Raw genomic sequence first — 24,549 nt, 5'->3', positions numbered from 1 at the left:
TGTTTTTTGTGGGTTAGACGCTGTTAAACGAGTCTTCCAGTTCTTGAACTACCGCGCGTATTCTTGCCGTGTGTTGCAGATCCGGATGTAACACCAGCCAGATATCTACCCAGTCCTGATTCTCCGGGAGGATACGCACCAGATCGGGATCGCTATCGGCCAGGAAGCAAGAGAGCAGGCCGATGCCCAATCCGTTGCGCGTTGCCGAACGCAGTAACAGCTGTGAGTTGCATTGCAGCACCACATTTGGCTCATTTAGCGCTTCGCCGCCGAAGTTTTCCCAATGGCGCGGCACCAGGTCGCGTGGGAACATCAGCAAATCGTGGCCGCGCAGATGGTCGCCTTTACTCGGCGTTCCGTGTTGGTCCAGGTAACCCTGCGTGGCATATAATCCCATCTCAATAGTTGCCAGACGTTTGATGACCAGTTCATCAGATTCAGGGCGAGCACCACGGATAGCCAGATCGGCTCCGCGATAGGAGATGTCGGAGATATTGAGTGCCGTCACTAGCGTGATGGTGATATGCGGGTATTTCTCGCGCAGCCGTTTCAGTGCCGGTATCACAAAGGCCTCGGCCAAGGTATCGGTGGTGGCAATGCGCACCTCGCCCGCCAGGCTTTGATCGCCGCTGCTGGCTTTACGAGCGATAGCCTGAACCGCATTTTCCATCGCCAGCACTTCTGCCAGCATGGCTTCACCCAGCGGGCTGAGCGAGAAGGATTTTGGCGTGCGAATAAACAGCTTTGAACCCAACGCCTGTTCGAAAGCGGTGATCCGCCGCCCAACGGTAGCTTGATCGACGTGAAGCTCATGGGCGGCCTTGCGTAACGTACCGCAGCGTGCCACCGCCAGGAAGAAGCGTGCATCATCCCAATTCATTGTGCAGTGTCCTTGGTGGCATCCGATTTATTTTGACCGCCAGCGGCGGTTGAGAGAGTTATTATCTGGTAAGCGGTAAGTAAATGCATCTGCGTGAGGTTGTGGAGCAAGCTTATTTGTAGCAGGCAATCCATTTTGCGCAAAAATACTGGTATTCTTGGTTGGTGTCGCTAACACATTTCCGACGGTGAAAGCCGCCGAGCAAGGGATTATCTGCAGGCCGGCTGGGCCGCATTCTGGGGAAATCATGGTTGCTTTATGGATGGTCGCTGCCAGCGTGTTCTTCGCGCTGATGGGGGCCTGCATCAAACTGGCTTCGGCCAAGGTCGGTTTCTTCGATATTATTTTTTACCGCTCTCTGATCAACGTGGCCATCGTGGCGGCGCTGATAAAAATCAAAAATATCGGTTTTCGTACCCGCCATCTTGGCTTGCACATGAAGCGTGCCGCGATTGGCAATGCGGCCATGTATTGCGGCTTCTATGCGCTGATCCATCTGCCTATCGCCACCGCAACCACGCTGGGCTATACCAATCCGATTTTCCAATCGGTGATCACCTTCGTCACGGCCAGAGGTCAACTGACCGGCAGGTTGCTGTTCTCGGTGCTGCTGGGCTTTGTGGGCATCCTGATCCTGTTGCGTCCAGATGTACCGAGCGGGGAATATACCGCCACCCTGATTGGCCTGCTGTCTGGGTTGCTGACGGCGTTGGCCTATTTCAACGTCGGCAAACTGGTGCGTACCGGGGAGCCTGAGCTGCGTGTGGTGTTTTACTTCTCGCTGGTCGGAACCTTGTTCGGCGTGGTGATGAGTTCGATTGTCGGATTCGCGGCGTTGGATGCGACCAGTTTGCTTTACGTCTGCGCTATCGGTGTATTCGGCAGCCTGGGGCAGATCACCATGACCCGCGCCTATGGCGGTGGCAATGCGGTCACCGTCGGCATTCTTTCCTACAGCACGATCATTTTCTCCACGCTGCTAGGCTACCTGATTTTTGCCCAGACCCTGTCGTTTATTGCCGCGGCGGGCATGGTGCTGATCATCCTTTCCGGAGCGTTGGCCATTTTGCGCCGTGCACCCGCTAAAAAGGTAGCAACGGCTTCGGTGTGATTTTGCCGCCGGCCACCTGCAACAATGCATCATAGTGCTGCATTGTTGGTGGTTTGGGCGGTCAGCTCTGAACGGTATGATGAGCGCCTGATATTTTGCGGGTGAGGTGATTTGCCTGCGTATTTAGGGAGAAAATCATGACCGACGGTGTAGCCGCTGATAAAACCGCGCGAGCCAATACGACTTCCTCGGCTGGAGCCATTGTGCTGTTTCTGGCACTGGCATTGATGTCGGCACTGCTCAACAGCAGTGCGCCAACGCCGCTTTATCCCTTGTACCAACAGCAACTGGCACTGACGTCGGTCAGCTTGACCCTGATCTACGGGGCCTATGCTGCTGGCGTACTGATTTCCCTGTTCGCCGTGGGCAACCTGGCTGGCAAGGTAAAAGATTTACGCAGCATGATCGTCCCGGCGCTACTGGTGGTGTTGCTGGGGGCATTGCTTTTTGCCCTGGCCGATTCATTTTCTCTGCTGCTGATGGCTCGCTTGCTGGCCGGGGTAGGCACAGGGGCGTTGACCGGTGCGGCAAATATTGCGTTGGTGCGTTTTGGCCCAGCGGACGGCGGCAAGCAGGCGGCGTTAATTGCTACCCTGTCCTTTACTGCCGGGTTGGCATTGGGGCCGATTTTTAGCGGTATAGCGTTGCAGACCGGTTTTCATACCACCTCAATGCCGTTTGTGATCATCATGGTGGTAGCAACGATGGCCGCTTTGGGGATTATGCTGAGCTGGCCTGCGCGCGTAGTGGTCAAAGCTAGCGTCAGTTTGGCAGAGGAGGCAGGGGCAGGGGAAAATACCTTGGCTGCGGGCCTGCGTGCGACCGGGAGCCGATTCTTGGTGTGTGCCGGTGCGCTATTTATCTGCTGGGCATTGGCTGCCAGCATTCTGGCTATCGGCCCCAACGTGGCGGAAACGCTGTTGGGCATGCAAAACCGCAGCAGTTTCGGCTACGTGATTGCGGTCTACCTGCTGATTGCCGGAGCCAGCCAGATCCTGAGCCGCCAAATTAATGCGCGGCATTCGCTGATGTTTGGCTGCCTGGCACAGGCGTTAGCGGTGGTGGTATTTGCCGAAGCCATTCAGATCCATTCGCTGGGGCTGGCCGCTGCGGGGATGGTTATTGCCGGTTATGCTTACGGAGCCATCTTTGTCGGCAGTGCGACACTGGTTAACCTGATTTCACCCAAAGCCAGCCATGCACGCCTGATCTCACTGTTCTATGTGATTGCTTATGTTGCCAACTGGGTGCCCATTTTGCTTGGCAGTATCATCGATCATGCCAGCCTGCAACTGGCGGTTAACCTGCTATTTCTGGTCAGCGCCATGGTGTGTGTAGGGTTGGGCATATGGGTTACGCGAGTGGGCTTCCCGCGCTGAACCTGGTTATTTTTAACGTTGCAGGTCGATGGTAGATCGGTATTACCGCGTTAACTCAGTAATGTGGCTACAGGTATTCACGCCTTGCATGATGAAAAAACACGCTATTTTTGTGATTAAAATCTCATTGTTGTGATTTTCATATATCAAATTGCATTTTATATGTGATTTTTATCACATATGACGGTCTGGTTTCGCGTAAACTAGGTGGATTATTTTTAGCGGATCAGGATTATGAACGTCATTTTTGCCATTGCGGTAACTACCGGTATTCTCTCCGGAGTATGGGGCTGGGTTGCCATCAGCCTTGGGCTAATCAGTTGGGCGGGCTTTCTTGGCTGCACGGCCTATTTTGCCTGCCCGCAAGGTGGCCTAAAGGGCCTGGCGATCAGCACACTGACCTGTATGAGCGGCGTGTTCTGGGCGATGGTCATTATTCACGGCAGCGCGTTGGAACCCGCCTGGAGCATTCTGGGCTACCTGCTGACTGGCGTTGTCGCCTTCCTGATGTGCATTCAGGCCAAACAGCAATGGCTTGGTTTTGTTCCCGGGACTTTTATCGGTGCCTGCGCCACCTTCGCCTGTGACGGTAACTGGCCATTGATCACAGCCTCACTGCTGGTCGGGCTATTGTTTGGCTACGCTATGAAAAACAGTGGCTTGTGGCTGGCCGCACGCCGTAAATCCCCCTCTGTAGCGCTGGCCAAACAGGCTTCCACTGACGCCTGAAAGGGCGTCAGTTTCTTGTCCTGCCTCCTTTTTCATCAACATTCCGATGGCGTGTATTCAGGTCGTGTCCTACCATGGGACTACGACCAAGGGTTGTTGATGGCTAAGCAACGTTGAATTGACTACTAACGGAGAGCTTAAAGATGGCGAAAAACCGAGACGAGAACCAAACGACGCTGGATGACGATCTGAGAATGCTGAGCGACACGCTACAAGACGTGTTGGATTACTCTGGCGATCGAGCCGATCAGGCCTATACGGATATCAAATCCCATGCCGAGCGGGCGCTAAAAGACGTAAAGTCGCGCCTGGCGAATAGCTCGGAGTGTTACTACGTGCGGGCGAAAGAGGTGGCATGTCGCGCCGATGACTATGTCCGTGGCAAACCTTGGCACAGTGTCGGCATTGGTGCCACAGTAGGTTTGGTGCTTGGGCTATTGCTGGCCCGTAAGTAACACCAATGAGCAGCGGTAGCTGCCGAATAGTGTTACAGGAAGGAGTCATGCAGAACGCCGACACGCCGTAAACCCGTCCCTGGGGGCTCGCAATCGCGCATCCCTGCGCTTAACGGTCGGCTAACCTGCAATGACTCCCTCCTGTCTCAAGCTTCGGGTGTAGCGGTATTAAACACCGCTATTTAGCTACTGTGTCCCTTATTGCTTTCCCAGAATTACCTCCACCTGGTAGGTTTTAGCCTCATCAGCCAAGTTAATCACCGCTTCCTGCTGCAACACACCATCAATAATCACCTGCGTTTCACCTTCCCCTTGGCGTAGGGTGAAGTGATATTCGCTTTCCCCTTCACGGTACGTTAGGGTGACCGGCGGCCAATCTGCCGGTAAGCGGGTGTGGATGGAAAGCGTATTGCCGTGGCGTTTTAGCCCCAACAGCGACTCGACGATCAACCGATACATCCAGCCCGCCGAGCCGGTATACCAGCTCCATCCCCCACGCCCAACGTGCGGGGCGACCGCGTAAATATCGGCAGTGGCGACATAAGGTTCGACCTTGTAGCGTTCCGCTGCGGTGCTATCCAGGCTGTGGTTGATGGGGTTAATCAGCGCCATCAATTCCCAGGCGCGCTCGATATTGCCCATCTCGGCGAACGCCATCACCGCCCATACCGCCCCATGAGTGTATTGACCGCCGTTTTCCCGCACGCCGGGCAGGTAACCCCGGATGTAGCCAGGGTTCGGGCCGTTGCCGTCAAAAGGTGGGGTCAGCAGTTTGATGATGCCGGCCTGGTCGTCCACCAGGTGCTTATCCAGAGATTGCATTGCCTGTGCGCTGCGATCTTTGTCACCCGCACCGGAAAGGATCGACCAACTCTGGGCTATGGCATCAATGCGGCATTCCGCCGCTTGGTGTGAACCCAGGGGTTCTCCGCTATCGAAGTAACCACGGCGATACCATTCGCCATCCCAGGCGTTATTGTGCAGGTTGGCGCGCAGTTTTTCTGCTTCCTCGCGGCACAGTTCCGCCAGCTCCAGATCGCCGCGGTGGGTGGCCAGTTTGCCGTAGCGTTGCAGAATATAGAACAGGAAGAAGCCCAGCCAAACGCTCTCGCCTCTGCCTTCCAATCCCACCATGTTCATGCCGTCGTTCCAGTCACCGGCCCCCATTAGCGGCAAGCCATGCTCGCCAAAGGTCAGGCCATGCTTCAGCGCCCTGGCCCCGTGCAGATACAGGCTTTCCTGTTTCGGGCTGATGCCCGGCTGTTCATAAGAAGACTCCTCACCTGGTGCCAGTATACGGGCCTCCAGATAACCCACCTGTTCTTCGAGGATCGATGAGTCGTCCGTCGCGTCGAGGTAGTGGCAAATCGCCAACGGCAACCACAGGTAATCATCGGAGCAGCGGGTGCGCACCCCGTTGCCCTGTGGTGGATGCCACCAGTGCTGAACGTCGCCTTCAACAAACTGGCGCGAAGCACACAGCAGGATCTGCTCACGCATCCGCTCAGGCAAGGCATGCGTCAGGGCCAAGGTATCCTGGAGCTGATCGCGGAAGCCAAATGCGCCGCCGGACTGGTAATAACCGCTGCGTGCGTGAATGCGACAGGAGAGGGTTTGATACAGCAACCAGCCGTTAGCCAGCAGGTTAACCGCTGGATGAGGCGTACCGATCTGCACCTTGTTGAGGATCTTGTCCCAATGGGCATCGACCTGCTGCAATTCGTGTTGCAAAGCCTCCTCGTTGAGGTACTGGCGCAGCAGGGATTCGGCTTCGTCGCCATCTTGTCCCAGGCCAAGCACAAACACAAAGCTGCGCTGATCGCCATCGATCATGCTGATGGCGGATTGCACCGCGCCACAGGGATCCAACCCGGCACCGGTCTTGCCGGATAACCGCCGCAGCTTAAGCACGGCAGGAGCGGCCAACGAACCGTTACGGCCAATGAATTCCCGCCTATCGCCAGTGACCGAACAATGGACTCCGGTAACGCCGAAGAACGCAGTACGTGGCGATCCGCTGCTGGTGTAATGGTTGGTGGCGAGGATGCCACAGCCGCCAGGCGGGGTGGCTACGCGGGTGACCACGTGCATGGCCGATTTCTGGCGTAAATCACCGAGGATCAGCTCGGCATAGCCGGTAGTCGAAAGCTTACGCGTACGGCCAGAGGTGTTGGTGAGCGTCAGCAGGAACAGTTTTACCGGGGCGTCTTTGGCAACCAGCATCGTCAACTGGCTGTCGATACCGCCTTCCCGGTGTTCAAACACGCTGTAACCAAAACCGTGACGCGTCAGGTAATGGCCGCGCCCACGGGCGGGCAGCGGCGTTGGTGACCAGACGTGACCACTTTCTTCATCACGCAGATAGAAAGCCTCGCCGCTGCGATCGCTGACCGGATCGTTATCCCAAGGCGTCAGGCGGTATTCATGCGCATTCTCATACCAGGTGTAGGCTTGGCCGCTTTCAGAGATCACCGAGCCGAACATCGGGTTGGCGATAACGTTTGACCACGGAGCCGGCGTCACCTTGCTTTCGTTCATGGCGATCACATATTCGCTACCATCCTCCGAGAATCCGCCAAACCCGTTGTAGAACTGGAGCTTGTCAATGATCGGCAACTGCGGTGAATGCAGATTACGCGGTAAATTGGCCATGGTCGCCAGTTTGGAGGAGGCAGTCGGCGGCCCCAATGGCTGTTGCAGCGTTTGCGGCAGTTGCAACCTTTGGTTGAGTTGCTCCGTCAGGCCACCGCGGCGGTCATCCAGATAGATCCGCGCTACGCTCAGCAGCAAGGTGTGATCCTCCGGTGACATATGTTCACTGGAGCGTACGAAGATCCCTCCGGGTTTGTCCGTCAGGGAAGACTCCATCCCGGCGGCGATCAGCCCCATGATCCGATTTTGCAGATCTTGCCGGTAACCACCGGAATCCTCATTGAGGATCACCAGGTCGACCAGCAATCCTTTCAGTCGCCAGTAGTTGTGTGCCTGAATGAGCTGTTGCACCAGCCCGATATTCTCAATGTCGGTGACGGACAGCAGCACGATCGGCAGATCGCCGGAAATCGAATAGCCCCACAGGCCGGACTGTCCGCGGCGGTTATTGATGATTTCATTGCTGGCGGCACGCATTTCCTGCGCCGGGAACACCACCGCGCTGGCCAGGCGGTTAAACAGATTGGCGTCTTCTTCGTTGGCGTTTAACTGGCGCAACACCACCTGACTGTGCGACCAGGCGAGTTCGAAAATACGGTCGGCCATATGGCGGTCGCGGTACTTCTCCAACATCGCCAGGCTGGTGGCGCGGTCTTCACACACGCCGTAGAAGATATCCAGCGTCAGCGGCACGTTGGGTTCCAGCCGGATCCGCTGACGGATGGCGATGATCGGATCGATCACCGGCCCAGCGCTATTGGTCAGGGGTTGATTCTGATATAGCGCCTGCGGGTTGGCTGCCGTGCGGCCACGGCCGATAAACTTGGCCCGGTCGGTTTCAAAGGACGTTTTGCTGCTGGAACCTTGGACCGACATCATATGCAGCAACCACGGCGATTTTTCTTTCGGCTCACGCGGGCGGCGATGGCACAGAATGGCATCCTGTTCCTGCAACAGCTCGGTTTGGACAAACAGATTACTGAACGCCGGGTGGGCCAAATCGTTGCTGGCCGGGGCCAGCACCACTTCAGCATAGCTGGTGATCTCTATGGTCCGCGGCTGTTTGCCCCGGTTCACCAAGGTTAAGCGCCGCAGTTCGATGTCGTCCTCAGGGGAGATCACCACCTGGGTTTTCACCGACAGCAGCCCCTGCTTGCGTTGGAATTCTGCCCCGGCATCGTTGAAGACGGCGCGATAGCCGCCTTTCTCGGTGTCGCCGGTAGGGTGCCAGGTATTGCTCCACACTTCACCGGTTTGCGGATCGCGCAGGTAGCAGAATGCGCCCCAGTTATCGCAGGTGGCATCCTCACGCCAGCGGGTCAGCGCCAGATTTTGCCAGCGGCTGTAGCTGCCGCCGGTTTGGGTGATCATCAGATGGTAGTTGGCATTCGACAGCAGCTGTACTTCCGGGATCGGTGTATCCACACGGGTGAACTCACGCGCGGCGAAGCTGGCCGGTGTAATCGCGCCGTCATGGGTTTCGAAGTGGCGGCGGGTGCTGTACAGCTCAACCGCATCAGGCACCCGTTCCTGCAACAGCAAGCGGGTTGACTGGAAGGCGGGGTAACTGGCAAAGCGTTTCACCATCGGTGCATCCAGCAGCAGGTGTGACAGCGCCAGGAAACTCATCCCCTGGTGGTGAGCCATATAGGAACGAACGATGACATACAACTGCCCCCGGCTGAGGCGTGAAGTGGTGTAGTCCAGCGCTTCATAGAAGCCATAACGGCCCTTGGCACCGTTTTTTTCCAGCTCCACCAGGTTGCTGCAGGCACTGTCCGGATCGACAATCAGCGCCATCATGGTGGCGTAAGGGGCGATCACCATGTCGTCACCCAGCCCACGCCGCAGCCCTAACCCCGGCACACCAAAGGCGTGATACTGGTAGTTTTGCAAAGCGTCAAAGCCGAAGTAACCGGACTCGGAAATCCCCCACGGTACACCGCGCTCCTTGCCCCAGGCAATTTGCCGCTCGACTGCAGAGCGGCACATTTGCACCAGCAACGTATCGGGATAGGCCGGCATCACCAGTTGCGGCATCAGGTATTCAAACATTGAGCCGCTCCAGGACATCAGCGCTGGCTCCTTGTCGATCACCGTAAACAGCCTGCCTAACGCAAACCAGCTACGTTGCGGAATTTGGTTGGTGGCAATCGCTACATAGTTGGTCAGGCGGATTTCCGAGGCCAGCAGATCGTATTTACCACTGTCGGCACGGTTTTGATCGCAGTTGAAACCGACGGTCAGTAAATGGGTGGCTTCGTCATACAGGAAGCTGAAGTCCATTTGCGCCATTGCTGTCAGGCGCCGTGCCAACTGCGCCAACTGTTCGAGGCGTTCCGCTGCCAACTGCTGCACGGCATCCAACTGTGTTTGCTGTTCAGTCGACAGCGTTAGCCGTTCAGGTGGGTTGGCCAACCAATGCAAGCTAGGGATTTGTTCCAGCTCCGGCATGCTGTCGCTCAGCCAGCTAAACCATAATGCCCATTCGGTGCACAGATCGTTGAGCTGCTGGTGCAGGTTACCGGCCCAGCGTTTGACCTCGTCGCCCTGTTGCAGAGCAGGTTCCTGCAATCCGTTACAGTGGTTACGCATTTCATTGAGTTCAGCCTGTAGTGCCGCCGGATGGGCGTTTTGCGCCTGTTCCCAGTGTTTACGCAGCTTGGTTAATCCTTTCGGTGCGGCGTTACCCCAGTGCTGCTCCAGTATCAGCAACGTATCTTCCACTCCGGCCAGAATGCGGGCTGGTTCGATAACTGGCTGCATAGTCAATGCTGGCAGGCCAGAGCTGAGGGTCAGCAGGTGGCCCGCGAAATTACCGCTATCCACGCTTGAAACATAACGTGGATTCAGGGGCTCCAGGGTGCGCGTGTCGTACCAGTTGTACAGGTGACCGCGATAATGCTCCATGCGATCGAGCGTATTCAACGTCAGGGTAATACGCTGCAAGGCTGCACTGAGGGTGATATAGCCGAAATCATAGGCGGTGAGGTCGGCCAACAACGCCAGCCCGATATTGGTGGGTGACGTGCGGTGCGCCACTACCGGCTCTGGAATTTCCTGGTAGTTATCCGGCGGTAGCCAGTTTTCCTGCTGGGTGACAAAGGTAGCGAAAAACTCCCAGGTTTCGCGGCTGCTCTGGCGTAGGAAGCGGCGCTGGCGATCGTCGATGGCTGTTTTGCTGCGCTGTGGCTCCAGGCTGAGCGAATAAAGCAGGTACGGTGACAGGATCCACAAGGCGGCTAGCGGGATAGCGGCTAACAGCGCTATCGGACTGGAAAAGGCGGCCAACAGCAACAATGAAACGCCAGCAAACGGGTTGATCCACAGGTTGCGGTAAAAATTCGCCAGCGTGACGGTCAGATGGTGTTTGGATCGGTCGAAGCTGGTCCACTCTTGCAGATTACGTTTGCTGATCAACAAACGCCACAGGGTGATGCCAATAGCCTTCAGGCTGTACCAGGCTTCATGAGGTAGCTCGGCCAGACGCAGACCAATCTGACACAGCCGATGCAGTGAACCCTTCAGTGCCAGCTGTAAGTGCTGAATAACGGGCCGACGCGGGGGCTTACGCACCACATCCTGCAACAGCGCCAGCAGCGTGGGCAACAGCAGAATAATGACGAACACCGCCAACCAGTATGCGGTATCCGATAGCCAGGTTAAGCCAAAGAACAGCAGCAACAGGAAGCAGGGGGCTACCAGGCTGCGGCGTAGGTTATCGAACAGTTTCCAGCGTGACAAAGGGCTTAATGGGTTAGCGGCCCGCGAACCGTCTTCAGTGGTGACCCGGGGCAGCAACCAGTTCAATAGCTGCCAATCGCCGCGGATCCAGCGGGTGCGGCGGGCAACATCGACCAGATAGTTGCTCGGATACTGCTCATAGAGCAAGACGTCGCTCAATAAACCGGAACGGGCATAGCAACCTTCCAGCAGATCGTGGCTTAACACCAGGTTTTCTGGGCAGGTGCCCTTCAGGCTGTGGGAGAAGACGTCAACATCATAAATCCCTTTGCCGATAAACGAGCCTTCGCCAAACAGATCCTGATAGATATCTGAAGCCATCTGGGTATAAGGATCGTTGCCCGGCGTACTGCTGCAAAGGGCGGCGTAACGGCTCTGGCCATAAGTGGGGATCTCTTCGGCCATGCGGGGTTGCAGGATGGCATAACCCTCCACCACCCGTTGCAGCTTGGCATCATACTGGGGTTGATTCAGGGGATGGGCCATGGCGGCGATCAGCCGATGTGCGGTTTCACGCGGTAGCACGGTATCGCTGTCCAGGGTGATTACGTATTTGACGTTTTTCAGCACCTCCAGCCCTTGGCCAATCTGGGTGGTAAACGCATTGCCACGGTTGCGCAGCCAATCGTTCAGCGCGTTCAGCTTGCCACGTTTACGCTCCAACCCCATCCAGCTCTGCTGTTTCTCATTCCATTGGCGATCGCGATGGAACAGGAAAAAGTGGCTTGGCCCTTCGCAGGCATACTGCGCATTGAGCTCGCTCATCTTTTGGCTGGCATAGGCCAGCAGTTCGGCATCGTCGGGGTGTTGTTGTCGAGGCGAGTCATTAAAGTCGGTGAGCAGGGCAAAATGCAGGTGCTTCATGGCATTGCCCAGGTAGCAAACCTCCAGCGTGTTGATCAACTGGTCAATGCCCGGCTTGCTGCTTATCAGCGTAGGAATGGCAACCAGCGTGCGGAACTCTGCCGGGATACCACAGGAAAAATCCAGCCTTGGCAGCGGCTGCGGAGAACGGCTACGGGTGGTGATCTCACTGAGCAGACTAATGACGAACTGAGCGAGCACCATCCCCAAGGGGAACAGCAAGATCAACAATCCCCAGGTGAGCCCGGTTTGGTGGGCATGGCGTAACAGCAAGGCCCAGCAGGCCGTTGTGAGCAGGCTGATGCTGCCCAGCCAGGAAAGCAGTGGGGATTGGCTGAGCGCCTGGCGGATGCGCGTAATACGGCTAAGCCGAACGTCGAGCTGTTGTTCTAACTGCGTGCGCCCATGGTCAATCAGGTAATAGCCGATGTGATGAGTACGTGGATCGTTGCGGGGATCTTCGGCGGCGATCCGTGCCATATTCAGAGCGTGTTGCGCTACTTCAACCTCGTTATAAGAACAGTGGCGAGCCAGCCTCTCGATCACATGACGATAGTTGTCTCGGGTATCGAAATGCATTAAAGGATAAATCCCGGTTGGGTCTTCGCGCAGCGTCTGATCGACCTTGCTCATGGTCTCAACAAATTCCGCCCAATCCATTTCACTCAGTTGCCGCAGGCCAGCGATACTGTTGCTGACGGAAAGTTGGCTGACCGCAAGTTGTTGGTTGAAACGATGGATAAGCTCATCGGAGGTCAGGCTGACTTCGGCCAGGCGTTGCTCAACCCAGGTCAGCGGTAGCGCCAGCATGGTCCCGTGCCCCTGTAGGCGACGCACCAGTTCTGCTACGAAGGCGCTGGTGCGGGGCGGGTTGGAGCGTGCCATATCGGCAATGACAATGATCAGATTGGCCGGATCGTTTTCCGCCGACTCCAGCATTTTGGTCACCCAACTATCGGCCAGGCTGCGCTCTTCTTGCGCCTGGGCCACTTCTACCGCCACGCGGCGCAGGTTCTCAATCAGCGCCAGCCTCAGCATGCCCGGCAACGCCCAAAGCTCACCCAGGGTCAGATTGGCCTCTTTTTGGTAGGCGGCAATATAGCGCGTCAGGCTCTCGGCATCCCATCGCCCGTCGCCGTGAGCAATAGCTTCGGTGGCGATATCGAAAATTCGTGGGCAATTGTGCGGGGCGGCTAACTGTGGCAGCCCACGCCCGAAGGTTTTCGGCAGATGGTGCCGAACGACGCGGATCTGCTCCTCGATAAGATAAAAATTATCCAGCAGCCAGTCGCCCGCCGGGGTCATAGTGTTTTTCTTATCGTTGCTCAACCTGCGGCAACTGTCCGTCAATACCCGCTCGTTGTTATCGAGACGTTTGAGCAAATAGTAGGGCGTTTTATGAGTTGCCAGTTTATGGGAGCGTGCCAGGCGCTGGCCGTAGCGTTCCATTTGATCGACCGAAAACAGCTCTGCCTTGATGTTGCTGGCGGGAGGGGTTTCTGCAGTAGCCCGATTATGCCGTAAGGGCAACCGGGCCACTTTGGGACGGCGACGCTGCTTCTTTAACCAATTGATAAGTATTTCTTTCACGCAAAAAGCTCCTTACATCTGACCCAAAGGACAGCGGGTTAATACCGTTGGGAGGCTGTGAACATCTTGATTTAACTATCGATTTGATATGACAAGATTTCACTGCGGCAGGAACATGACTTCTAAGTATAGTTCCGTCGCGCGCGTGTGGTCGTTTTTTAATCTTAAACTTCAATTTTAATAAATAATTAGCGGCGGAAGGTATGGGTTAATAAGCGCTTTTTTTCCGCCCGTGAGGGTTGATTTACCGTATAATTCCCCACATAGCGTTTGGTTAATGAGGTGGTAGTGGAACAACTTTCGGGATTGCTGCGGCGGCTACGTCAGCAGCTTGGGCACGGCTTTCCCCGTGAAGCCGGATTTCGGCAGCTTACGCTGGTGGTTCCCGGCCATCTGAGCGATGTGCTGCTGGAGTGGCTGGCGGCGCAGGTGCTGTTCCCTCAATTCTACTGGCGTCATCGCGAAGGGCGGCAGGAGGCGGCGGTGTGCGGCGCTTTGCGGCAGTTTTCACACCCTTCGATGGCGCAGGCATTCGTGAATGCCTATCCTGCGGCCCGTTTATGGGGGCTGACAGCCTTTGACGGTGACGCCCAGCTGTTTTTGCCGCGCCTGGAAATTCTTAATCGCCAAGGCAAATGTGAACTGACGCTAAACCTGTTTTCTGAAGAGGCATTGAGTGATGACGCCCAAGCGGCGCTTGCCTGGCTTGAAAATCTGCTGGTGATCAAACCGATCGAGAATTTACAGGTGAAAGTGCTGTCGGTGCAGCATCAGCCGGAACGTTCCGGGTGGGAAATCATGCTGCGCGATGCGCTGAAGGCGATAAATCGGCAGCAGATGGATAAGGTGGTCTTGGCGCGCAGCTCAGTGTTGACGCTGGAGAGTCCGTTGTTTGCCCCTGCGATGATGGCCGCCAGCCGCAGGGTGAATCACCAATGCTACCACTTTATGCTGCGCTTTGATGCACATTCCGCATTTCTTGGCTCCAGCCCGGAAAGATTGTACCTGCGTGAGGGAAAACATTTGCTGACCGAAGCGTTGGCGGGCACGGTTGCCAACCATCCCGATGAGCGGCAGGCCCAGGCACTGGCCCAGTGGTTGCTGCAAGACAGCAAGAACCAACAGGAAAACCTGCTGGTGGTCGATGATATTTGCCAGCGTTTGCAAGGCGGTGCCAGAGCGGTCGATGTGTTGCCACCAGAAGTGGTGCGGTTGCGCAAGGTACAGCATCTGCGGCGGCGTATTGAAGGGCAACTGAACCAGGGTGATGATGCCGATTGCCTGCAAAGACTGCAGCCGACGGCTGCAGTGGCCGGGTTGCCGCGCCAGGCCTCGCGTGAGTTTATCCGCCAGCATGAGCCTTTTTCCCGCGGTTGGTATGCCGGCTCTGCGGGTTATCTTTCTGCGGCACAGGCTGAGTTCTGCGTTGCGCTGCGTTCCTGCCAGATCGAGGATGCTCGGGTTGAGCTGTATGCCGGTGCGGGGATTGTGGCCGGTTCCGATCCGGCGCAGGAGTGGCAAGAGATCGAAAACAAGGCGGCGGGCTTACGCACTCTGTTGCAGTCAGAACATTCTGGGCAGGTGCATTGAGCAGGCCGATCTTCGTGTGTAAACTTGTTGTGTCTTATATGTTTCTTTTTTTGTTCTATTTTGGGGCGCTATTTGGCATGGGTGGGTCGAAATTGATTTATTGCAGGCCCCCTGCCACAGGGAAATACGGCGTTTTTGCGCCAGCGCAAAAGCCGTAAAGATAATTACTTATATAATTCAGAGTTATGATCCCCGGTTCGCTACCTCCTTTGGGTAGGCTTCGGCGCGTAACCTCTGTTTACTACTGATGAGCGAAATATGTCGACAAGTGTTTTTAATCGCCGGTGGGCGGCGTTGTTGCTGGAAACGCTGGTCCGCCATGGAGTGCGGCATGTCTGTATCGCTCCGGGATCGCGCTCCACGCCTCTTACGTTGGCCGCTGCCGCGAACCGCGCTTTTGTCTGTCATACTCATTTCGATGAGCGGGGCCTGGGCCATTTAGCGCTCGGCCTGGCAAAGGCCACGCGTGAGCCAGTGGCGGTGATCGTCACCTCGGGTACCGCGGCAGCAAATCTTTATCCTGCCCTGATCGAAGCCGGGCTAACCGGGGAGCGGCTGGTGTTTCTCACCGCCGATCGTCCGCCGGAATTGATTAACTGCGGCGCCAATCAGGCGATCCGCCAAAACGGCCTCTACTCGAGCCACCCCACCTTGAACATCGATTTGCCACGCCCAAGCCCGGATATTCCGGCTCGCTGGTTGGTATCTACCTTGGACAGCGCGATGGCGCGCCTACGGCAGGGTGCCCTGCATATCAACTGCCCGTTTGCGGAGCCGTTATATGGCGGAGATGAACAGCTGTATGAGCAGTGGTCGGCAGAGTTAGGGGACTGGTGGCAGGATACGCACCCTTGGCTGCGTGAAATGGATCCCCATCAGGTTATTAAGCAGCCTGACTGGTTTTTCTGGCGGCAGAAGCGCGGCGTGATTATCGCTGGCAGGATGGGGGCGGAAGAGGGCGTGCAACTGGCTGAATGGGCGGGCATGCTTGGTTGGCCGTTGATCGGCGATGCCCTTTCGCAAACGGGGCAACCGTTGCCCTGTGCCGACTTATGGCTGGCTAACCCCCAGGCTCGCGATCTGTTGGCAAGCGCGCAGTTGGTGGTGCAGTTTGGCAGCAGTCTAACGGGAAAACGCCTGTTGCAGTGGCAGGAGCGCTGCCAGCCGGAGGAGTTCTGGCTGATTGACGATCTGCCTGGGCGTCTCGATCCTGCGCATCATCGTGGCCGCCGTATTCGTTCTACCGTTGGCGAGTGGCTCGATCTGCATCCGGCGCAACCTCGCTCACCTTGGGCTGGCGATCTGTCCGCGTTGGCGGATGATGCCCTTGATGCGACGTCGCAATACCTGGTTAACCGGTTTGGTGAGGCTCAACTGGCCCATCGCCTGCCTGAGCTGTTGCCGGAGAACGGCCAGCTGTTTCTCGGCAATAGCCTGATTGTGCGCCTGATCGATGCCTTAACCCAGTTGCCTGCTGGCTATCCGGTGTTCAGCAACCGTGGGGCCAGCGGTATCGACGGCTTAATCTCCACCACGGCTGGGGTCCAGCGTGCTACCGCCAAGCCGACGTTGGCCGTGGTAGGCGATCTCTCCGCGCTATACGATTTGAACGCTCTGGCACTGTTGCGCCAATGTTCGGCACCCACGGTGCTGATCGTGGTGAATAACAATGGCGGGCAGATTTTCTCGCTGTTGCCAACGCCGGAACCTGAGCGCCAGCGGTTTTACTGTATGCCGCAGGATGTGGAGTTCAGCCAGGCGGCAGCCATGTTCCAGCTTGATTATGCCTGCCCGGAAAACTGGGGACAGTTGCAGCAGGCAGTGGAAAAGGCCTGGCGTCACAGCGGAGCCACGCTGATTGAGTTGCAGGTGCCGCCGAGCGATGGAGCAGAAACTCTGCAACATCTGGTGCAAAAAATGGGGGCAAACTGATGCTGGCTTCCCGCGTGTTACAACAAGGCGAAAGCCAACGCCCTTGGCTGATCTGGCTGCATGGCTTGCTGGGAAACAACAATGAGTGGCGGGTGATCGCCTCGCGCTGTGAACAGTGGCCCTCGCTGGCAATTGATTTACCCGGTCATGGTGATTCTGCCGATCAATCCTGCCTCGACTTTGCCGACGTCAGCAGGCAAATCACCGCCACGCTGCAACAGCATAATATTGAGCGTTACTGGCTGGTGGGCTATTCACTCGGTGGGCGCATTGCCATGTACCATGCTTGCTGCGGCGAAGCGCAAGGGCTGCAAGGCATTGTGATCGAGGGCGGTAATCCAGGGCTGGAGAACGAAGATTTACGTGCCCAGCGGCGTGCCCACGATGCCGCCTGGGCGAAGCGTTTCCGCACGGAGCGGATCAGAAAGGTGTTGGCCGATTGGTATTTACAACCGGTTTTTGCCAACCTCAGCCCGGTACACCGCGAGGCGCTGATCGCCGCCCGTGCCGACAACCATGGCCCGGCCATCGCCGATATGCTGGAGGCGACGTCTCTTGGGCGCCAACCTTGGCTGGTGCCACAATTACAACAGTTGGCACTGCCAGTGATGGTGTTATGCGGTGCCGACGATCACAAGTTTCAGGCGTTGGCGCGTGATGCCGGTTTGCCATTGCAAACCGTGCCAGAAGCGGGTCATAACGCTCATCTGGCCAATCCGGCAGATTTTGCCGCCGCGCTCGATGCATTTCTTGCAAAAAAAGGAACCAAACATGCTGTATCCCAATGAAGAACAACTGTACGCCGCGATCGACTGGCAGGACTGCTCGGGTGATTTCGAAGACATCCTGTATCACAAGTCCAGCGATGGCATTGCCAAAATTACCATCAACCGCCCGCAGGTGCGTAACGCCTTCCGCCCGCACACGGTGAAGGAAATGATCGAGGCGATGTCGAACGCGCGCTATGACGACGGCATCGGCACCATCATTCTTACCGGTGCCGGGGATAAAGCCTTTTGTTCCGGTGGCGATCAGAAAGTGCGCGGTGACTACGGCGGCTATCGTGATGACAGCGGCGTGCACCACCTGAACGTGCTGGACTTCCAACGTCAGATCCGCACCTGCCCTAAGCCGGTGGTGGCGATGGTGGCCGGATATTCCATCGGCGGCGGTCACGTGCTGCATATGATGTGCGATCTGACTATTGCGGCCGATAACGCCATCTTTGGCCAGACTGGGCCGAAAGTCGGCTCCTTTGACGGCGGCTGGGGCGCTTCCTACATGGCGCGTATCGTCGGCCAGAAGAAGGCCCGTGAGATCTGGTTCCTGTGCCGCCAATACGACGCCGCTGCGGCGCTGGAGATGGGCCTGGTCAACACCGTGGTGCCGTTGGCCGATCTGGAAAAAGAGACCGTGCGCTGGTGCCGTGAAATGTTGCAGAACAGCCCAATGGCCTTGCGCTGCCTGAAAGCCGCACTGAACGCCGACTGCGATGGCCAGGCCGGGCTGCAAGAGCTGGCGGGTAACGCCACCATGTTGTTCTATATGACCGATGAAGGCCAGGAAGGGCGCAACGCATTTATCGAAAAACGCCAGCCTGACTTCAGCAAATTCAAGCGTAACCCGTAATGACGGCACTAACCCGTGTTGCTGCGATCTATCGCTATAGCCTGCCGATGGAGGCGGGCGTGGTGCTGCGCAACCAGCGGCTGAAAACCCGAGATGGCTTACTGATCCATCTGCAGCAGGATGGGCAGCAAGGGTGGGGGGAAATAGCTCCCTTACCTGAGTTCAGCCAAGAGACGCTCGACCAGGCGCAGCAGGCTACCTTGGCCTGGGTGCAGGCTTGGGTTGCGGGTGAACTGCCTGTGGAAAGCGAGTGGCCGTCGGTGGCTTTCGGCACCAGCTGTGCCTTGGCAGAACTGGCCGGGCAATTGCCAACGCAGGCCGACTACCGCAAGGCACCGCTGTGCACCGGCGATCCCGACGAGCTGTTCGATCTGTTGGCTGCGCTGCCGGGGGAGAAAGTGGCCAAGGTCAAGGTGGGGCTGTATGAGGCGGTACGGGATGGCATGGTCGTCAACGTATTGCTTGAAGCCTTGCCCGATCTCAAGCTACGGCTGGATGCCAACCGCAGTTGGAGTCGTGCCAAAGCGGACGGTTTTGCCAAATACGTTAACCCAGCGTGGCGCGATCGCATCGCGTTTCTGGAAGAGCCCTGCAAAACCCGTGACGAATCCCGTGAGTTTGCTCAGGCAACCGGGATTGCCATCGCCTGGGATGAAAGCGTGCGTGAAGCCGATTTTGTCGTGCAGGCCGAGCCGGGCGTGGCAGCGATTGTGATCAAGCCGACTTTGGTGGGTAGCCTGGCCCGCTGCCGTGAACTGGTCATGCAGGCGCATCAGGCCGGATTGGTGGCGGTGATCAGTTCCAGCATTGAGTCCAGTCTGGGGTTGACACAACTGGCGCGCATTGCGCATTGGCTGACGCCGCACACGGTGCCAGGTTTGGATACGTTGAACCTGATGCAAGCCCAGTTGATACGCAACTGGCCAGAGAGCACCTTGCCGCTATTAGGCATTGATACCTTGGAGTGTGTATGGCGCAGTTGAGTGATTGGCCGTGGCGGCATTGGGCCAAACAGCGCCCGCAGGCGACCGCGGTCATCTTTGAACAACAGCCGGTCAGTTGGTTAATGCTGCAACGGCAGGTGGAAGTGTTAGCTGCCGACTTTCAGCGCCAGGGCGTGTTACCCGGTATCGGTGTGCTGCTGTGCGGGAAAAACAGCTATCCGCTGCTGTTAGCCTATCTGGCGCTTTTGCAGTGCGGTGCGCGCCTGCTGCCGCTCAATCCGACGCTGCCTGCGCCGATGCTGGCGGCTCTGCTGCCGGATCTGGATATCGACTTTGCTTTCAGCCCGGATGGCTTGCCTGAGTTGCCCCCTGGCGCGATCGTCTTGTCGCCGCCGGGCGTTGATGAGTGCCACTTGCGGTTGTTACCGTGGGATGAACAAAGACTGGCGACGTTGACGCTGACTTCCGGCTCCAGTGGCTTGCCAAAAGCCGCCGCCCATAGTTATGCCGGCCACCTTGCCAGTGCCGATGGCGTGTTGCAACTGCTGGAGTTTCAGCCGCAGGACAGCTGGCTGCTCTCGTTGCCGCTGTTTCACGTGTCTGGTCAGGGCATTATCTGGCGCTGGCTGGCGGTGGGGGCACAGCTTGTGGTGCGTGAAATGCAACCCTTGGCCGATGCGTTGGCGGGATGTACCCATGCTTCGCTAGTGCCAACTCAACTTTGGCGCCTGCTGTCTGAACCGATGGCCAAGCATGCGCTAAAAGAAGTGCTGCTCGGCGGGGCGATGATCCCGGTGTCACTCACCCAGCAGGCCGAGGCGGTAGGGATCCACTGCTGGTGCGGTTATGGTTTGACGGAGCTGGCTTCAACGGTTTGCGCCAAGCGTGCCGACGAGCTGCCCGGCGTTGGGGCACCTTTACCAGGCCGCGAAATACGCCTGGTGGATCAGGAAGTCTGGATCCGCTCCACCAGTCTGGCGCTGGGTTATTGGTTGCGGGGCGAGCTAGTGCCCATTACCGACGAGCAAGGATGGTTCCATACCCGCGATCGTGGCGCGATGGAGCAGGGTGAACTGCGTATCATTGGCCGGCTGGATAACCTGTTCTTCAGCGGCGGGGAAGGCGTTCAGCCGGAAGATGTGGAACGTGTGTTTGCCGCGCATCCACAGGTGTTGCAGGTGTTTATCGTGCCGATTGACGATGCAGAGTTTGGCCAACGGCCGGTAGCGGTGGTCGATCTGGAAGGCGAGTTGACGCTGGAGGGGTTAATGCTTTGGGCGCAGGACCGGCTGGCGAACTTCCAGCGGCCGATTGCCGCATTGGCGTTGCCCGACGAGCTAAAAAACGGCGGCATCAAGATTTCGCGCCGTCGTCTACAACAGTGGGCGAGTAGCCAACTGCAGGCATAATCTGTAGCGTTGCAAAAAAGGCCGCCCGAGGGCGGCCTTGCTATTGCTGTAACCGATTATTTCAGGCCCAGGGCCTTGGCAACGCCGCTGCCGTAATCGGGATGTACCTTGGTGAACAGCTCAACCTGACGGCGTTGGATCTGTTCTGGCACCTGCGACAGCTCACCGGCGATACGGGTGAACATACGTTGGTGCTCCTCGGCACTCAGCAGATTGAACAGCGCACGCGGTTGGCTGTAGTAATCGTCGTCTTCACGATGATTCCAGTGATCGGCGGCACCTTCGATGCTCAATGGCGGTTCGCTGAAATCTGGCTGCTCCTGGAACACCCCAAAGCTGTTTGGCTCATAGGTTGCGCCGTTGCCGCTGTTGCCATCCACCCGCATCGCCCCATCGCGGTGATAGTTATGGAACGGGCATTTGGCACCGTTGACCGGGATTTGGTGATGGTTGACGCCCAGGCGGTAGCGGTGCGCATCGCCATAGGAGAACAGACGGCCCTGCAACATTTTATCCGGTGAGAAGCTCACGCCAGGCACCACGTTGGCTGGGTTCATGGCCACTTGTTCCACTTCTGAGAAGTAGTTATCCGGGTTGCGGTTCAGCTCGAAGAAGCCGACATCGATCAGCGGATAGTCACCGTGCGGCCAGACTTTGGTCAGGTCAAACGGGTTATACGGGGTTTGTGACGCTTCATGCTCTGGCATGATCTGGATTTGCAGTTTCCAGCGTGGGAAGTCACCGTTCTTGATGGAGTCGAACAGATCGCGCTGCGAACTTTCACGATCTTTGGCGATGATGGCTTCTGCTTCATCGTCCATCAGGTTTTCAATGCCTTGCTCACAGCGGAAGTGGAACTTGACCCAGAAACGCTCGTTATTGGCATTGATAAAGCTGAAGGTGTGGCTGCCGAAACCGTGCATATGACGGTAGGATTTAGGCAGGCCACGGTCGCTGAAATCGATGGTCAACTGGTGCAGTGATTCAGGCAGATGGGAGAAGAAGTCCCATTTGTACACCGGATTGCGCAGGTTGGTGTGCGGATCGCGTTTTACCACGTGGTTCAGATCAGGGAATTTCAGTGGATCGCGCAGGTAGAACACCGGGGTATCATTACCGACCAGATCCCAGTTACCTTCCTCGGTATAGAACTTCATGGCAAAGCCACGGATATCACGTTCGGCGTCGGCAGCCCCGCGCTCACCGGCAACGGTAGAGAAGCGGACGAACATCTCGGTTTGCTTACCAATCTCAGAGAAGATTTTTGCGCGGGTGTACTGGGTTATATCGTGGGTGACGGTAAAGGTGCCGTAAGCTCCGGACCCCTTGGCATGCATACGACGCTCTGGGATCACCTCTCGGTCAAAGTGGGCCAGTTTTTCCAGGAACCAAACGTCTTGAAGTAGCATCGGACCGCGCTTACCGGCGGTGATCACGTTATTATTATCAACAACGGGCGCGCCAGCCGCGGTAGTTAATCCTTTCTTGCTCATCAATTGCTCCTTACTCTGTTGCAGTTAAGTTGATAGCTCAGTTTCGGGTGCTGTAGATCTTCATCATGTTAACTAATGAAAAGGCCTGCCCTGCTGACCTCCATCAAAGACACTACTAGTTGTAGACTCATTCGCACTCCTCGGCAAATAGGCAGCACTTATCGTTGCAATTTTGGCGGTGACGGATGGTTATTTATTTACAGTTTATTGAAAAATTAACAGTTTATTGCTTTAAATTAGCCGGGAATTGATGACAACTCGGTTACACTGACCCGTGTGTTTTTTGCGGTGATAGACATCATCACTCCCTGATGATGAAGAATGAAAAGGATCAATAATGAACAAAACTTTAGTCGCGTGCGCAGCAGGTTTGCTGTTTGTGGCTGGCTCTGCCAATGCGATCAGCGTGAGCGGTGAGGCAGGGGAACATTACACCAACCTTGGTGTAGGCTTGGGGGGCACAACGGCGGGCTTGGGGATCAGCGGCAACTGGATCCGTAGCGATCATGATGGTGACATTGGTAGCCTGGGATTGAGCTTCGGCCTGCCGGTTGGGCCTTTGACGGCTACCGTGGGCGGCAAGGCCATTTATCTTAGCCCGGAAGATGGCAAAAATGGCGGAGCATTGGCATTAGGAGGTGGTCTGCAATGGGAGCTCAACCGCTATCTCAGCCTGTATGGTGAAGGCTATTTTGCGCCGGAGTCTTTGACCAGCGGGGCAAAAGCTTATAACGAGGCCAATGGCGGGGTGCGCTTAAACGTTCGTCCGTTCAATGTGGATGTCGGTTATCGTTACATCAACATTGAAGGTAAAGACGGCAACCGCGACAACGCGATAGCAGATGGCCCTTATATTGGCGTGGGCGTGGGCTTCTAATCCTGCCTGATCTTCAACGGGCGCCGCATAGGCTGCGCCCATTTTTTATGTTAGCCGATGGCGGGTAACAGACCGCTGGCGATGCTGAGCTGAATGGCGATCACTGCCACCCCACAGACAAACACCAACGCCAACGCTGGCGTCCCGCCCCAGACTCGATAGCTGGCCTGATGCCGACGACGAGTTTTCCAGACCAGCAATGAAGGCAGCAACAGAGCAAGTACGGACAGCGCGATTGCCGCGAACCCGAGTGCCAGCACAAAACCGCGCGGATAGAACAGGGCGAATGCCAATGGCGGCAGGAAGGTGATGGCACCGGTCTGCAAGCGGCCCCGCACGTTATCCCGGCGTTTGAACAGATCGGCCAGGAAGTCGAACAACCCGAGCGAAACCCCCAGGAACGACGTTGCCAGTGCCAAATCGGCAAACAGGTGTACCGCCAGCTCGACATGCGGCGAGGCGACCACGTCGCGTACCGCTTGCAGTAAACCGTTCAACCCGGCCTGTTGTGCCAGAATACCGACAAAGGTGGTGGAACTGATGCTGCCCAGCGTCGCCAACTGCCAGAAGATATAAGCCACTAACGGGATGGCACTGCCGATGATGAAGATCCAACGCAGCTTGCGGATGTTACCGCCCATATAGTTGACGATGCTGGGTACGCTGCCGTGGAAACCAAACGAAGTGAAGATCACCGGGATGGCCGAGAGCGCCAGCCCCTGTTCCAGCGGGAGCGTCAGCAGGTTGGTTTGCTGGATGTGCGGCATCATCAGACCTAGCATGACGATCAGGAAAATTGACTTGGCGGTAAACAGAATACGGTTGAACAGATCTACCGAATGGGTGCCGATGCAGACGATCCCCCCTGCGACCAAGGTGAACAGCAGTACGCCGAGGTAAGTCGGGAAGTCCTGAGAAGTCCACTGGCTGATGCTGACAGCCAGCAGTTCGCCAGCGCCGCTGATATAGGCAGCGGTCAGCGCATACATCAAGAACATCATGCTGAAACTGGTAAGCCACTGGCCACCACCGCCCAGATAGCGTTTGGCCAGCGTTCCCAGGCCGGTGTCCGCCTGCTCATGCTGATAAACTTCGACCAGCAACAGCGCGGTATAGCACATTAATAACCACAGCCCGACCAGCAATGCCAGCGTTACGCCAAAACCTACACCCGCTGCCGCCAGGGGCATAGCCAGCATCCCCGCACCAATGGTGGTGCCTGCCACGATAAAAACACTGCCCAGCGTACGATTCTTCACGTTTTTCTCTGC

The 24,549-nt window shown here is 56.9% G+C and carries 15 protein-coding genes; 11 read left to right on the top strand and 4 right to left on the bottom strand.

Annotated features, from left to right (window positions below; all coding sequences use genetic code 11):
* Positions 1 to 13: 13 nt before the first annotated feature.
* Positions 14 to 880 carry a LysR family transcriptional regulator gene (locus tag JHD74_RS08760; RefSeq protein WP_074028090.1) on the bottom strand — a complete coding sequence of 289 codons (867 nt, stop codon included), beginning with the start codon at positions 878 to 880 and terminating at the stop codon, positions 14 to 16.
* 247 nt (positions 881 to 1,127) lie between these two features.
* Between JHD74_RS08760 and JHD74_RS08755 the strand changes: the two genes are divergently transcribed.
* From JHD74_RS08755 to elaB, 4 genes are all read left to right on the top strand, one after another.
* Entirely contained in the window at positions 1,128 to 1,991 is an 864-nt protein-coding gene (locus tag JHD74_RS08755) for a DMT family transporter (protein WP_024529599.1), read from the top strand.
* Between the two features lie 137 nt (positions 1,992 to 2,128).
* Positions 2,129 to 3,370, top strand: coding sequence for an MFS transporter (locus tag JHD74_RS08750; RefSeq protein ID WP_199062422.1), 1,242 nt, complete (start codon positions 2,129 to 2,131; stop codon positions 3,368 to 3,370).
* 234 nt (positions 3,371 to 3,604) lie between these two features.
* Positions 3,605 to 4,099, top strand: coding sequence for a DUF1097 domain-containing protein (locus JHD74_RS08745; RefSeq protein ID WP_199062420.1), 495 nt, complete (start codon positions 3,605 to 3,607; stop codon positions 4,097 to 4,099).
* A gap of 143 nt (positions 4,100 to 4,242) precedes the next feature.
* Entirely contained in the window at positions 4,243 to 4,554 is a 312-nt protein-coding gene (gene elaB / locus JHD74_RS08740) for a stress response protein ElaB (RefSeq protein ID WP_024529602.1), read from the top strand.
* A 198-nt stretch (positions 4,555 to 4,752) separates the two neighbouring features.
* Here the strand turns inward: elaB and JHD74_RS08735 are convergent, their stop codons facing one another.
* Positions 4,753 to 13,404, bottom strand: coding sequence for a glycoside hydrolase family 94 protein (locus JHD74_RS08735; protein ID WP_199062419.1), 8,652 nt, complete (start codon positions 13,402 to 13,404; stop codon positions 4,753 to 4,755).
* Between the two features lie 288 nt (positions 13,405 to 13,692).
* On the opposite strand from JHD74_RS08735, the gene menF reads away from it, so the two are divergent.
* The 6 genes from menF (at position 13,693) to menE (ending at position 20,908) form a co-directional block, all read left to right on the top strand.
* On the top strand, positions 13,693 to 14,994 hold the full coding sequence (gene menF / locus JHD74_RS08730; RefSeq protein WP_199062418.1) for an isochorismate synthase MenF: 1,302 nt from the start codon (positions 13,693 to 13,695) through the stop codon (positions 14,992 to 14,994).
* 258 nt (positions 14,995 to 15,252) lie between these two features.
* On the top strand, positions 15,253 to 16,926 hold the full coding sequence (gene menD, locus JHD74_RS08725; RefSeq protein ID WP_199062417.1) for a 2-succinyl-5-enolpyruvyl-6-hydroxy-3-cyclohexene-1-carboxylic-acid synthase: 1,674 nt from the start codon (positions 15,253 to 15,255) through the stop codon (positions 16,924 to 16,926).
* Positions 16,926 to 17,714: a 2-succinyl-6-hydroxy-2,4-cyclohexadiene-1-carboxylate synthase gene (gene menH / locus JHD74_RS08720; RefSeq protein WP_199062416.1), complete on the top strand. Its 789-nt coding sequence runs from the start codon at positions 16,926 to 16,928 to the stop codon at positions 17,712 to 17,714. The genes menD and menH overlap by 1 nt, the downstream gene beginning before the upstream one ends.
* Positions 17,698 to 18,555, top strand: coding sequence for a 1,4-dihydroxy-2-naphthoyl-CoA synthase (menB, locus tag JHD74_RS08715; RefSeq protein ID WP_024529607.1), 858 nt, complete (start codon positions 17,698 to 17,700; stop codon positions 18,553 to 18,555). Before menH ends, menB begins: the two co-directional genes overlap by 17 nt.
* Complete coding sequence (gene menC / locus JHD74_RS08710; protein ID WP_024529608.1) at positions 18,555 to 19,538, top strand: o-succinylbenzoate synthase; 984 nt, start codon at positions 18,555 to 18,557, stop codon at positions 19,536 to 19,538. The genes menB and menC overlap by 1 nt, the downstream gene beginning before the upstream one ends.
* Positions 19,526 to 20,908: an o-succinylbenzoate--CoA ligase gene (menE, locus tag JHD74_RS08705; RefSeq protein ID WP_199062415.1), complete on the top strand. Its 1,383-nt coding sequence runs from the start codon at positions 19,526 to 19,528 to the stop codon at positions 20,906 to 20,908. The genes menC and menE overlap by 13 nt, the downstream gene beginning before the upstream one ends.
* Before the next feature lie 56 nt (positions 20,909 to 20,964).
* Here the strand turns inward: menE and katA are convergent, their stop codons facing one another.
* On the bottom strand, positions 20,965 to 22,401 hold the full coding sequence (gene katA / locus JHD74_RS08700; RefSeq protein ID WP_199062414.1) for a catalase KatA: 1,437 nt from the start codon (positions 22,399 to 22,401) through the stop codon (positions 20,965 to 20,967).
* Positions 22,402 to 22,738: 337 nt separating this feature from the next.
* Here katA and JHD74_RS08695 point away from each other — a divergent pair, with 337 nt between their 5' ends.
* A complete protein-coding gene (locus JHD74_RS08695; RefSeq protein WP_024529611.1) occupies positions 22,739 to 23,278 on the top strand; it encodes a YfaZ family outer membrane protein in 540 nt (179 codons plus the stop codon).
* A gap of 50 nt (positions 23,279 to 23,328) precedes the next feature.
* Here JHD74_RS08695 and tyrP read toward each other — a convergent pair whose 3' ends face one another.
* The gene (tyrP, locus tag JHD74_RS08690; RefSeq protein WP_024529612.1) at positions 23,329 to 24,537 is read right to left on the bottom strand and encodes a tyrosine transporter TyrP; all 1,209 of its coding nucleotides are present in this window, start codon (positions 24,535 to 24,537) and stop codon (positions 23,329 to 23,331) included.
* Positions 24,538 to 24,549 lie beyond the last annotated feature (12 nt).

Origin of the sequence: Serratia sp. ASV30, from assembly GCF_016428815.1 — a bacterium.
GTDB lineage: Bacteria > Pseudomonadota > Gammaproteobacteria > Enterobacterales > Enterobacteriaceae > Chania > Chania fonticola_C.
This window is presented reverse-complemented; position numbering and strand designations above follow the sequence as displayed.

What these genes read in the sequence shown, in the direction of transcription:
- JHD74_RS08750 (WP_199062422.1), top strand. Translation starts at nt 2,129, where the DNA reads ATGACCGACGGTGTAGCCGCTGATAAAACCGCGCGAGCCAATACGACT.
- menD (WP_199062417.1), top strand. Translation starts at nt 15,253, where the DNA reads ATGTCGACAAGTGTTTTTAATCGCCGGTGGGCGGCGTTGTTGCTGGAA.
- JHD74_RS08695 (WP_024529611.1), top strand. Translation starts at nt 22,739, where the DNA reads ATGAACAAAACTTTAGTCGCGTGCGCAGCAGGTTTGCTGTTTGTGGCT.
- menE (WP_199062415.1), top strand. Translation starts at nt 19,526, where the DNA reads ATGGCGCAGTTGAGTGATTGGCCGTGGCGGCATTGGGCCAAACAGCGC.
- menB (WP_024529607.1), top strand. Translation starts at nt 17,698, where the DNA reads ATGCTGTATCCCAATGAAGAACAACTGTACGCCGCGATCGACTGGCAG.
- menC (WP_024529608.1), top strand. Translation starts at nt 18,555, where the DNA reads ATGACGGCACTAACCCGTGTTGCTGCGATCTATCGCTATAGCCTGCCG.
- menH (WP_199062416.1), top strand. Translation starts at nt 16,926, where the DNA reads ATGCTGGCTTCCCGCGTGTTACAACAAGGCGAAAGCCAACGCCCTTGG.
- JHD74_RS08745 (WP_199062420.1), top strand. Translation starts at nt 3,605, where the DNA reads ATGAACGTCATTTTTGCCATTGCGGTAACTACCGGTATTCTCTCCGGA.
- elaB (WP_024529602.1), top strand. Translation starts at nt 4,243, where the DNA reads ATGGCGAAAAACCGAGACGAGAACCAAACGACGCTGGATGACGATCTG.
- JHD74_RS08760 (WP_074028090.1), bottom strand. Translation starts at nt 880, where the DNA reads ATGAATTGGGATGATGCACGCTTCTTCCTGGCGGTGGCACGCTGCGGT.
- katA (WP_199062414.1), bottom strand. Translation starts at nt 22,401, where the DNA reads ATGAGCAAGAAAGGATTAACTACCGCGGCTGGCGCGCCCGTTGTTGAT.
- JHD74_RS08755 (WP_024529599.1), top strand. Translation starts at nt 1,128, where the DNA reads ATGGTTGCTTTATGGATGGTCGCTGCCAGCGTGTTCTTCGCGCTGATG.